The 11,197-nt window shown below is 70.6% G+C and carries 11 protein-coding genes; 3 read left to right on the top strand and 8 right to left on the bottom strand.

Annotated features, from left to right (window positions below; genetic code table 11):
* Nucleotides 1-18 precede the first annotated feature (18 nt).
* From tilS to WA675_RS24515, 3 genes are all read right to left on the bottom strand, one after another.
* The gene (tilS, locus tag WA675_RS24525; protein WP_336087533.1) at nt 19-1,116 is read right to left on the bottom strand and encodes a tRNA lysidine(34) synthetase TilS; all 1,098 of its coding nucleotides are present in this window, start codon (nt 1,114-1,116) and stop codon (nt 19-21) included.
* A 206-nt stretch (nt 1,117-1,322) separates the two neighbouring features.
* Nucleotides 1,323-2,390 (bottom strand): zinc-dependent metalloprotease, encoded by a 1,068-nt coding sequence (locus WA675_RS24520; protein ID WP_336087532.1) that lies wholly within the window; start codon nt 2,388-2,390, stop codon nt 1,323-1,325.
* A 14-nt stretch (nt 2,391-2,404) separates the two neighbouring features.
* The gene (locus WA675_RS24515; protein WP_336087531.1) at nt 2,405-3,904 is read right to left on the bottom strand and encodes a D-alanyl-D-alanine carboxypeptidase/D-alanyl-D-alanine-endopeptidase; all 1,500 of its coding nucleotides are present in this window, start codon (nt 3,902-3,904) and stop codon (nt 2,405-2,407) included.
* 207 nt (nt 3,905-4,111) lie between these two features.
* Here WA675_RS24515 and WA675_RS24510 point away from each other — a divergent pair, with 207 nt between their 5' ends.
* Entirely contained in the window at nt 4,112-4,600 is a 489-nt protein-coding gene (locus tag WA675_RS24510; protein WP_336087530.1) for an inorganic diphosphatase, read from the top strand.
* A gap of 54 nt (nt 4,601-4,654) precedes the next feature.
* On the opposite strand, the gene WA675_RS24505 is transcribed toward WA675_RS24510, so the two are convergent.
* The 3 genes from WA675_RS24505 to WA675_RS24495 all read right to left on the bottom strand — a co-directional run bounded on the left by WA675_RS24505 (nt 4,655) and on the right by WA675_RS24495 (nt 7,739).
* Nucleotides 4,655-6,334 carry an MDR family MFS transporter gene (locus WA675_RS24505; RefSeq protein WP_336087529.1) on the bottom strand — a complete coding sequence of 560 codons (1,680 nt, stop codon included), beginning with the start codon at nt 6,332-6,334 and terminating at the stop codon, nt 4,655-4,657.
* Nucleotides 6,331-6,828, bottom strand: a complete 498-nt coding sequence (locus WA675_RS24500; protein ID WP_336087528.1) for a MarR family winged helix-turn-helix transcriptional regulator — start codon at nt 6,826-6,828, stop codon at nt 6,331-6,333. Before WA675_RS24500 ends, WA675_RS24505 begins: the two co-directional genes overlap by 4 nt.
* Before the next feature lie 89 nt (nt 6,829-6,917).
* Nucleotides 6,918-7,739, bottom strand: a complete 822-nt coding sequence (locus tag WA675_RS24495) for a crotonase/enoyl-CoA hydratase family protein (protein ID WP_336087527.1) — start codon at nt 7,737-7,739, stop codon at nt 6,918-6,920.
* A gap of 105 nt (nt 7,740-7,844) precedes the next feature.
* Here WA675_RS24495 and WA675_RS24490 point away from each other — a divergent pair, with 105 nt between their 5' ends.
* Both WA675_RS24490 and WA675_RS24485 read left to right on the top strand, forming a co-directional pair.
* Nucleotides 7,845-8,321, top strand: coding sequence for a YbaK/EbsC family protein (locus tag WA675_RS24490; RefSeq protein WP_336087526.1), 477 nt, complete (start codon nt 7,845-7,847; stop codon nt 8,319-8,321).
* Between the two features lie 159 nt (nt 8,322-8,480).
* On the top strand, nt 8,481-8,948 hold the full coding sequence (locus WA675_RS24485; protein WP_336087606.1) for a flavin reductase family protein: 468 nt from the start codon (nt 8,481-8,483) through the stop codon (nt 8,946-8,948).
* A 158-nt stretch (nt 8,949-9,106) separates the two neighbouring features.
* Here WA675_RS24485 and WA675_RS24480 read toward each other — a convergent pair whose 3' ends face one another.
* Nucleotides 9,107-9,676 (bottom strand): excalibur calcium-binding domain-containing protein, encoded by a 570-nt coding sequence (locus WA675_RS24480; RefSeq protein WP_336087525.1) that lies wholly within the window; start codon nt 9,674-9,676, stop codon nt 9,107-9,109.
* Nucleotides 9,677-9,877: 201 nt separating this feature from the next.
* Nucleotides 9,878-11,194 (bottom strand): aminotransferase class V-fold PLP-dependent enzyme, encoded by a 1,317-nt coding sequence (locus tag WA675_RS24475; protein ID WP_336087524.1) that lies wholly within the window; start codon nt 11,192-11,194, stop codon nt 9,878-9,880.
* Nucleotides 11,195-11,197 lie beyond the last annotated feature (3 nt).

Genomic DNA, 11,197 nt, shown 5'->3' with positions numbered 1-11,197 from the left:
CCCGACCGGGCCGGTTCATTATGTGTCATCGAGACGCGGCTGTGCGCGCACCGTCAGCGTGCCATGCTCGCGCGCCACGACCAACCTGTGGGCCCGGCTGCCCCCGCCCACGGCCACGCCCCCCTGCCCGCGCCAGTCGCTCACCAGCTCGTCGATCGCCTGTAAATGCGCGTTCATCAGCCCGCCGATCCCCTGCTCCGCCAACCACACCCGCACCGCCCTTCGCCTTACGGCCGCGGGCGCAGTGGCCAGGATCTCGATCGACAACCGCGGGCGATCGGTGTCGTCGGGGCCACTACCCCACACCACCGATTCCGACGACGTCATCTCCGGCACGAACTCCGCGGACGCGGGCGCGGCGGGTGGGATGGTCGCCGAGCGTCGCAGGTCCTCGGCGAGGGTGTCGAGGACAGCACCGTCCTCGCGCAACTGGTCGGCGGTGCGTGCCAGCGCCTGCGCGACCCCACCGCCGAGCACCTCCTCGAGCAGCGGCAGCACCTCGGTCCGCACGCGGACGCGGGTGTAGCCGGGGTCGATGTTGTGCGGGTCGTCCCACGGTTCGATCCCGAGATCCGCGCACATGCGCACCGTCTGCGCCCGCCGCACCCCCAGCAGCGGCCGCCCCCACGGCGCGTTCCACGCCGCCATCCCCTGAATCGAGCGCCCACCCGACCCCCGCCCCAACCCGAGCAGCACCGTCTCGGCCTGATCATCGAGCGTGTGCCCGAGCAACACCGGCCGCCCGTCCCGCACCTCCTCCAGCGCCGCGTACCGAGCCGCCCGCGCCGCCGCCTCCACGCCCCCGTCCCGCCCGACCGCCACCGGCACGACGACCGCGTCCACACACCCCAGCGCGAGTGCCTGTTCAGCGGCCCGGCGAGCCACCGCCCCAGAGCCTTCCTGCAACCTGTGGTCGACAACGACCGCTGTCACCGGACCTGCCTCGACCACGGCCGCCGCGACCAGCGCCAGCGAATCCGCCCCACCCGACAACCCGACGACCACCGGCGCACGCCCACCCCGAGCCGCGACCCACTCCCGCATACCCCGCCGCACCACCAGCACCGCCGCTGTCTCCGGCAACCGCACCGCACCGCCGGACCGCTTACCCGTCATCGGGCGCACCCCTGCGCGACGTCACGCCGTCGAGCATCGAACCACCGGACATGCCAGCAGGCTACCGAGCCCCGCACCATCGACACCGCAGATCCCGCCCCGATCACGCCCCCACCAACCTGGACCATTGATCACCACGCTCCGGTGGCGCACCCTTCTCGGCCGATGTTTACCTGAGAGCGTGGTGATCACCCGTCCAACATGGGTCAGGTGAGGACGCGGGTGATCCAGCGGCCGGGGTCGTCGATTTCGTCGAGCAGCGGCAGGGTGTCGGCGTTCGTCCAGACCGTGTTGAACTCCGCGACGCCGACGCGCTCCACCACCGCGTCCACGAACTTCTTGCCGCGCACGTACTGCGCCACCTTCGCGTCGACGCCGAGGAGCGCGCGCATGATCCGCTGGATCGGGTTGGACGGCTTCTGCCTGCGCCGGTCGAAGGCGCCGCGGATCTCGGCGACGGTCGGCACCACGGCGGGGCCGACGGCGTCCATGACGTGGTCGGCGTGGCCTTCGAGCAGGGTGCCGAGCATGAGGAGGCGGTCGAGGGCCTCGCGCTGGGGTGGGGCCTGGGCGGCACGCAGCAGGCCGACGATGCCGCGGCTGTTGGGGTCGTCGACGGCGTCGGCGTCGCGCCGGGCGCGGACCTCGCCGAGCAGACGGGTGAGCATCTCGCTCATCGGTTCCTCGCCGACCTCGCTGAGGATGTCGACATTGGTGCGCATGTACTCCGACAGCCACGGCGCCGAGGAGAACTGCACCCGGTGGGTCACCTCGTGCAGGCAGACCCAGAGCCGGAAGTCCGACGGGTCGACGCCCAGCGCCCGCTCCACCCCGACGATGTTCGGCGCCACCAGCAGCAGTGTGCCGTCGGCACCGGTGAACGGGTCGTACTGGCCGAGGATCGCCGTCGACAGGAAGGCCAGCATGGTCCCGGCCTGCACCCCGGCCGGTTTGCCGACGAACCGCCCGGTCGCCGAGGTGGTCTCGGTGCCGGTGAGCACGGCCATGGAATCGGCGGCGGCGGCGATCCAGCCGGGCCGGTCGACGATCCTGGCCTCGGGCACCGGCCGGTCGTCGAGCAACCCGCTGACCTCACGCACCGGCCCCTCGGCCCGCACCGACGCGGCCGCCAGCTCGGTGACGGCCTGTTCGGCCGCGTCCCGGGAGATCCGCGGCCCGGCGGGCGCGAGCGCCCCACCGGTGCGCGCGGCCAGCCGCCAATCCACCGCGCCGCTGAATCCCGACGGCTTGCGCCCGGATTTGTCCTCGCTCATCGCCACCCGCTCTCTCAGGAGCAACCGCAGTTGCGCAGGGCGCCCGCCACCGCGTCGAGTGCCGGCCTGCTCACCTCCGGCAACCTGTCGTTGGACATCAGCGCGAAGGTGAGCACCCGCCCGTCACGGTCGAGCACATACCCGACCAACGCGCTGGCGACGCTCAGAGTTCCGGTCTTGGCCCGCACCCAGCCCGCGCCCTGCCGGTTCTGGGTGACGAACCGCGGCGCGAGGGTGCCGGTGCCACCCGCCACCGGCAGATCGTCGAGCAGGGGCGCGAGAGCCGCTGCCCGCGGATCGGTTTCGGGCCTGGCCTGGGTGCCCGCCGGGACGACAGTGGCATCGCCGGTGGGTTCGGCGGCGGTGGCGATGATCGAGTCGAGCAGCCGCGGCGGCACCCGGTCGTCGACGGACAGACCACTGTTGTCGGCCAGATGCAGTCCGGTGACATCGAATCCGGCGGTGCTCAGCACGGCGGTGGTCGCGGCGACGGCACCGGCGAAGGACGCCTCCTGCCCGGTCGCCATGGCCAGTTCGCGCCCGATCGCCTCGGCCAGCACATTGTCGGAGTGGATCATCATGTCGTGCAGCCGGACTCGCAGCGGCGCCGATTCCACCCTGGCGATCTCGGTGCCACGCTGGGCGGCCTGCCCGACCCGCACCGCGGCGGGGTCGACGCCGAGTTCGGCGGCCAGCGCCCGGCCCGCGTCGAGTGCCGGGTTGGCGCTGCGCGGGGAGTAGTCGGCCGACGGGTCGAAGCGGCCGCCGTCGAGCATGATCGGTTCGATCGGCGCGATCGAGCCCTCGGGAATGTCGATGGGGTCCCACCCGGCGGCCATGGTCGGCCCCGCGTAGACGGAATTGTCGACGACGATCGAGCTCACCGGCGTGCCCGCGGCCTTCACCTGCGCGGCCAGATCCGCGATGCGCGCGCCGTCGGTGTAGTAGCCGCCGTCGGCGCGGGTGGTCAGCGTCGGATCGCCGCCCGCCACCAGCACCAGCTCGCCCGGCGCCCCGGCGACGACCTTGGTCGCCACCCGCTGCTCGTCGGGCAGGGTCAGCAGCGCGGCCGCGACCAGCATGATCTTGGCCGTCGAGGACGGGATCATGGCCTTGGCCGGATCCTGGCTCCACAGCACCGTCCCGCTGGCCGGATCGGTGACCTGCCCCGCGAACGACCCCAGATCGGGACTGCCGACCACCGGAGCGAGCGCCGCCGCGAGCCCAGCGGGAGTGGGCGCGGGCGCGTTCGAGCGCGCGGGTGTCACCTGCGCGGCTGGCCCTTCGGTCGACGGCGGCGCGGCCACCGTCAACCCCCCATGCCGGAACTCCGGCGACCACGGCTTCGCGATCGCCGCGAACCCACCGGCGATCACCAGCACCGCCACGACCACCGCCGACAGCCAGATCCACAGCGCTCGCCGACCCGATTTCGCCTGGTCACCCCCGCGTTCGAGCACCACGGTCGGCGCCTCGCTGCCATAGGGCGGATAGCCCCCTCCGCGCTGATCCATCAGGCCACCCGGCCGGCCGGAATCTCGAACCTCGACATCAACGCCTCACCGATCCTCGACTGTCTCGCCCGACACGCCTCGACTGCGCGCGCTGAGCCGCCTGCCGCACCGGTGTTCCAGCACACCACACTATCCTCGTTGCGCAACGGTTCCCCAGAACGATCTGGCGATTCGGCACAGAAGCACTCGAACGAGCAAGGAGATGGCGTGGAGTTCGACGTCACCATCGAGATCCCCAAGGGTTCTCGGAACAAGTACGAGGTCGATCACGAGAGCGGCCGGGTCAAGCTCGACCGGTACCTGTACACCTCCATGGGCTACCCGGCCGATTACGGCTTCATCGAGAACACCCTCGGTGAGGACGGCGATCCGCTGGACGCGCTGGTGCTGCTGCCGGAATCGGTGTTCCCCGGCGTCATCGTGGAGGCCCGCCCGATCGGCGTGTACCGCATGACCGACGAGGCAGGCGGCGACGACAAGGTGCTGTGCGTGCCCGCGGGCGACCCGCGCTGGGACAACGTGCAGGAACTGGGCGATGTCTCGGAGTTCGAGCTGTCGGCCATCAAGCACTTCTTCGAGCGCTACAAGGACCTCGAGCCCGGCAAGTTCGTGCAGGGTTCGGAGTGGCTCGACCGCGCCGAGGCCGAGAAGGTCATCGACGAGGCGTTCACCCGACTGAAGGAATCCGGCCACTGAGCCACCGAAACGGGAGGTCCGGATACTTCGGACCTCCCGTTTCGCGTTTCCGGACTAGGTGAGCGCCGCCTCCGGCTTCTTCGGTTCGCCCGCCGCCTGGATGCCGCCCTGCATCCGCAGTGGGACCTCCTTCCAGAACAGCACCAGCAGCAGCGCCAGCGCCGCGACCGCCGCGGCCACCAGGAACACCGTCGACATCGAGTCGGCGAAGCCCACCTGGAACGGCTTGGCCAGCCGCGGGTCGAGCTGCTGGATGATCGAGCTGTCCTCGAGCACGTGTCCGGCCGCCGAGGTGTCGTGCGCGAGCAGGCCCTTGGCCAGCGCGGCGTCGGCGGGGTTGTCGCTGTGCGCGCCCGCGACCACGGCCTGCTGGTAGGCCGGATCGGTGGCCGCCTGCTGCATCTCGGTGGTGATGTTGGGCGTGAGCAGCGAGAACAGGATCGACAGGAACACCGCGGCGCCCAGCGTGCCGCCGATCTGGCGGAAGAAGGTGGCCGAGGCGGTCGAGACGCCCATGTCCTTGGGCGGCAGCGCGTTCTGCAGGGCCAGGGTGAGCGGCTGCATCAGGTTGCCCAGGCCGAAGCCGGTGAACGCCATGAAGATCATGGCCAGCCACAGCGGGCTGTCGGCGTCGAGCAGGTGCAGCAGGAACAACCCCACGGTGAGCATGACCGCGCCGATCACCGGGAAGGCCCGGTAGCGGCCGGTCTTGGAGATCAGCCTGCCCGACACGATCGAGCCGATCATCAGCCCGAGCACCATCGGCAGCATCTGCAAGCCCGCCTCGGTCGGTCCGGCGCCGCGCACCACCTGCAGGTACTGCGGCAGCAGCAGCATGCCGCCGAACATGGCCGCGCCGACCACGAACGAGATCACCACGCCCAGCGCGAAGGTGGTGTTGGTGAAGATCCGCAGCGGGATCAGCGCCGCGTCACCCATGAGCTTCTCGACCGCGACGAACCCGGCCACGCCGAGCGCGCCGATCACGTAACAGATCACCGACGCGGTACTGCCCCAGCCCCATTCGCGGCCCTGCTCGGCCACGATCAGCAGCGGCACCAGCCCGATCGCCAGCACCAGCGCGCCGCCGAAGTCGATGCGGTGGGTGGCGTGCGGCTTGCGCGGCAGCTGCAGCACCCGGGTCACCACCACCAGGGCCAGCAGGCCCAGCGGCACGTTGACCAGGAACACCCAGCGCCAGCCGGTGATGCCCAGGATGGTGTCCTGTCCGGCCAGCAGGCCGCCCAGCACCGGCCCGAGCACGCTGGAGATGCCGAACACCGCGAGGAAATAGCCCTGGTAGCGGGCGCGTTCGCGGGGGCTGATGATGTCACCCATGATGGCCAGCGCCAGCGACATCAGACCACCGGCGCCCAGGCCCTGGAACGCGCGGAACGCGGCCAGCTGATACATCGAGGTGGCCAGCGTGCACAGCAGCGAGCCGATGATGAACAGCCCGATCGCGGTGAGGAAGAACGGCTTGCGGCCGAACATGTCCGAGAGCTTGCCGTAGAGCGGGGTGCTGATCGTGGCGGTGATCAGGTAGGCCGTGGTGGCCCAGGCCTGTAGCGAGTAGCCGTGCAGGTCGTCGGCGATGGTGCGGATCGAGGTCGACACGATCGTCTGGTCCAGCGAGGCCAGCAGCATGCCGAGCATCAGCCCGGACAGGATGGTCAGGATCTGGCGGTGGGTGAAGCCTGCCGGTGATTCCACCGTGGGCGCCGTCGTGGTCACGAATTGTTCTCCGTACAGGTTGTGCTCGGCTCCGCCGGGCGGGCCAGCAGGGTGAGGCGGGCGCTGTCGTAGTCCGCGACGAAGCGCGTCAGCAGCGCGGCGAAGCTCGCACGGTCCTCGGCCGACCAGTCCTCGGTGACGATGGCGACGCTCTCCTGGCGCCGGGCCCGGATCCGGTCGGCCACCTCGCGGCCCTTGGTGGTGACTTCCAGGACGGTCGCGCGGCCGTCGTCGGGGTCGGCGGTCCGGATGACCAGCCCCCGTTCCACCAGCTGGGCGACCTGCCTGCTGACCGTCGACGCGTCCGAGTGCACGGCCTCGGCCAGCGCACCCGACCGCATCGGCCCGTCACAGACCAGCCGGAACAGCACGACGAAACCCGCCGGGTCTATCCCCGAGCGGTCCTTGACCTGCGCCAGCGCGCGATCGCGCAGCCGGTGCAGCCGCACGAGCTGGGTGGCGATCACGTCGATCGCCGGTTCGCTCTGACTCACTGCCTCACCTTTTACTTGCATCAATCAATTAGTTGTGTGATGCAAGTATGTAGACAGAACGGTCGCCGGGGCAACCGTTTGAACTGCCTTTACTCGCCCTTGAACTCGGGGGCGCGCTTCTGGAACACCGCCGTGATGGCCTCGGTGAGGTCCTTCGACGGCAGGAACGCCGAGTTCCAGGTCGACACGTAGCGCAGGCCCTCGGCCACCGCCGGGCTGGTGCGCTGCTCGAGCACGTCCTTGATGCCCTGCACCACCAGCGGCGGGTTCTCGGCGATCTCGCGCGCCATGGCGTGCGCGGCCGCGACCACCGCGTCCTGATCGGCGAACACCTCGTTGACCAGGCCCATGCGCTCGGCGCGGGCGGCGTCGATGTCCTTGGCGGTGAAGGCCAGCTCACGCAGGTTGCCCTCGCCGATGATGCCGGGCAGGCGCTGCAACGAGCCGATGTCGGCCACGATGGCGACCTTGGCCTCGCGCAGGCTGAACTTGGCATCTTCGCTGGCCAGGCGGATATCGGCGGCCGCGATGAGATCCAGACCGCCACCGATGCACCAGCCCGAGACCGCCGCGATCACCGGCTTGGTGCACTCGGCCACAGCCGTCACCGAAGCCTGCATGGACCGGATGACCTTGAGGAATTCGGTGCGCGGCGCGGCCTTGGCGTCGTCGGCCAGCACCGGCGCGAGCATGCCGCCCATGGCGGCCAGGTCCAGGCCGAAGGAGAAGTGCTTGCCAGCGCCGGTGAGTACCACCGCGCGCACCTGCGGGTCGGCGTCGAGCTCGCGGAAGATCTCCGGCAGCTCCCGCCAGAAGTCCGGTCCCATCGCGTTGCCCTTGCCAGGGCCGATCAGGGTGACCTGCGCGACGTGGTCGGCGGTCTCGACGGTGAAGGCTTGCCATTCAGTCATGGGTCGAGTCTATTGGCGCGGGGCCAAGTGCTGCCGTCGGCCCTGGCCCAACCCCAAAATCCCGCTCCCCCGGCATATTTCCCGCAATCGCCTTACTCTGGAATTATGCGCAGGTCGTCTCTTCCGGCGGTCGCATGCCGCGTCGCCGACACGCTCATCGCCCGCGGGCACCACGGCGTCATCGTTTCCCCCGAGACGCCGACCCCCACCGCGGCCGATGCCGCCCGCGCCCTGGGTGCCGAGCCCACCGCCATCACCACCTCCCAGGTCTTCCTGCTCGACGACGATCCGGTGCTGCTGCTGGTCGCCGGGCACCACCAGGTCGACCTGAAACGCACCGGCAAACGCCTCGAAGGCACCCTCACCCCCGCACCCGCCGCCCTGGTGGAGCGCATCACCGGCCAGCCCATCGACGGCACTGCCCCCGTCGGCCATCCCACCAACCTGCCGACCTGGGTCGATACTGCCCTGGCCGCGCATCCGGAGGTCTGGGCGGCGGGTGGTCATCCGAACACGGTGTTCCGCACCAACTTCCGCGAGCTCGTCCGCATCACGGCGGGCCTGCCGCTCGACGTCGACTGAGCCCACGCGGGTGATATCGGTCAAATCCCCGGCGCGGCCATAGGTACGCCCGGGCCCCGGGCGTAGTTTGGCGGGGTGGGTGATGTGCGACCTGAATCGGGTGAACTGGTGATTCCCGACGATCTGAGCGGGATCACCGCCGAGCAGTACCGGGCGTCGATGCGCCACTATCCGGCGGGCGTCACCGTGGTGACCCTGGGCGCCGAACAGGGCCCAGTCGGCTTCACCGCGACCTCCTTCGCCTCCCTCTCCCTGGAACCCCCACTCGTCTCGTTCAACATCGCGCACACCTCCTCGAGCATCGCCGCCCTGCGCGAGGCGGGCTCGGTGGTCATCCACTTCCTCGGCGAACACCAGCACCACCTCGCCCACCGCTTCTCCCGCACCGCCGCCGACCGCTTCACCGACCGCTCCCTGTGGACCCCCCTCGACACCGGCGAACCCGTCCTCCACGGCACCCCCATCTGGCTCCGCGCCACCCTCCACCAACTCATCGACATCGGCGACCACACCATCGCCATCGCCCTGGTCACCCGAGTCCACGACGAAACCCACGAATCCCCCTCGGCGGCCCCCCTCCTCTACTACAACGGCAAATACCACCGCCCCACCGCCCTCGACACCTGACACAGATCGGACGACGACCGCGGCCACGAGCGAGTTCCGCGTTACCGGCGTCTTCCCCTCTCCCGCCGGTGAGTTCTCCTTCACGCTGTCGACGAGGCTCGCCGGTCACGTCCAGGCAGGCGATTCGCTCCGGGCCGTCGCGACCGAGCAGTAGTCCGCTACTCGCAGGCCACGCCGTCGCCGTCGCGGTCGAGATCGGAGCGGTAGCCCGGGTCGCCGCGGTGCAGCGGGGCGGCGCCTGCGGCTTTCGCGGCCTTGCAGTTCTTGTAGTAGACGCTGGGCGACGAAGGGATTTCCGGTTCGGGGACGAGGGCAGCGGGCGGGGCGGGGAGGTCGACGGTGGTTGTCGGTGCGGGGATGACGACCGGCGGCGGGGGTGCGGCGGTCGTCGTTGTCGGAGCGACGGGAACCACGGGGACATCGACGGTGGTGGTCGGCGTGACGTTCGCGATGGCGGGCGCCGTGGTGGTCGGGGTCGCCGTGGTGGTCGGGGTCGCGGTGGTGGTCGACGCGACCGTCGTCGACGACGTGCGGGTCGTGGTCGACACCTCGACGACGCGAGTGGGCGAGGTCTTCGTGTCCGCGCCGTCGTCGGCCAGCCCGCCGATCGCGGCCAGACCGACCACACCGGCGACCCCGATCCCGGCGATCAAGGGCCACCGGCGCTTCTTGTCCTGTGGTCTGGGCGGACGGGCCCAGGGATCGGGCGGCTGAGTCGGTCGTGTCACGGTGTCCCCTAACGAATCCGAGCGTTGTTTCGGGGCTCATCGCGACCGGCCGAAGTCCTGTTACCCACACGGGCGGCGCGTCAAACATTCCTGTTTCGAGCACTGCGGGAGCCGGTCGAGCATCGACACGATGAAGCGGTCCGGCCGGAACACCGAGGACTTCGGCGCGGCCGGACCCGCGCGGGCCCGACCGTCGCGAAGTCAGCCGATCAGGCAGGGCGCGGCACCGACCGAGGCATCGGGAGTGAGGGGGCGGGTTTCGGGGGTGGGGTTCCAGAGGCCATCGGTGGCGGCGTAGTCCCAGGTGGGGCCCTGGGTGACGAGGGTGGCGACGGCGGTGATCAGGCGATCGACGTCGGCGGGGGTGGTGCCCAGTCCGATGCTGGCGCGCAGGGCGGCGTCGAGGCCGAGGCGGGCGAGCAGGGGGTGGGCGCAGAAGCGGCCGTCGCGGACGCCGATGGCGTGTTCGGCGGAGAGGTAGGCGGCGGCCTGGCCGGGGGCGTACCCGTCGACGGTGAAGGCGACGATGCCGACGGAGTCCGGGCTGTCGGACCAGATGCTGACCAGCGAGACACCGGGCAGAGCACTCAGTCCCTCGCGCAGCCGATCGGCCAGGAAGCGTTCGTGCGCAACGAGTTCGGCCGGGTCGATGGCGGCCAACGCGTCACAGGCGGCGGCGATGGCGGCCGCGCCCAGCACATTCGGCGATCCGGCCTCGTGCCGCTGCGGCGCGGGAGCCCATTGCACCGCGTCCACACCCACCGAGCGCACCGCGCCGCCACCGGCCAGGTACGGCTCGCCCGCGTCCAGCCAGTCTCGGCGCCCGACCAGCACCCCGGCGCCGAAGGGCGCGTAGAGCTTGTGGCCGGAGAAGGCGAGGTAGTCGATGCCGGTATCGCGCAACGAGATCCGGCGATGCGGTGCGAGCTGGGCCGCGTCGACGAGAATGCGCGCACCACACAGATGCGCGATGGTGGCCAGCCGCTCCAGCGGCAGCACCTCCCCGGTGACATTCGACGCCCCGGTGACGGCGAGCAGCGCGGCGGGCTTGCTGCACAGCTCGGCGACGACCCGGCGGATGGTCTCCTCGACGGTGTCGGCGGCCTGCACGACCCGTCGCCCGTGCGCGGTCCACGGCAGGAAGTTGGCGTGATGCTCGATATCGAGCACCACGGTCTCCCCCGGCACGCACCCGGCCAGCAGGTTCAGCGAGTCGGTGGTGTTGCGGGTGAACACCACCACCTGGTCGTCGTCGGCATCGAGGAACCGGGCGACCGCCCCGCGCGAGGCCTCGTAGCACTCGGTGGAGATCCGCGAGGCGTAACCCGCGCCGCGGTGCACGCTGGCGCAGTACGGCAGCAGCTGCGAGATCCGGTCGGTGACCTGCTTCAACGCAGGCGCGCTCGCCGCGTAGTCGAAGTTGGCGTAGGTGCTGGTCCCGCCTTGGACCAGCGGCACCTGGAGGTCGGCGCCGGAGACGGCGACGAGGGCACAGGTGGGGTCGATTACTGCGGTCATGAC

Source organism: Nocardia sp. SSK8 (assembly GCF_037034205.1).
Taxonomy (GTDB): Bacteria; Actinomycetota; Actinomycetes; order Mycobacteriales; family Mycobacteriaceae; genus Nocardia.
Note: the sequence above shows the minus strand (reverse complement) of the source record. Positions and strands in the feature narration are given on the sequence as shown.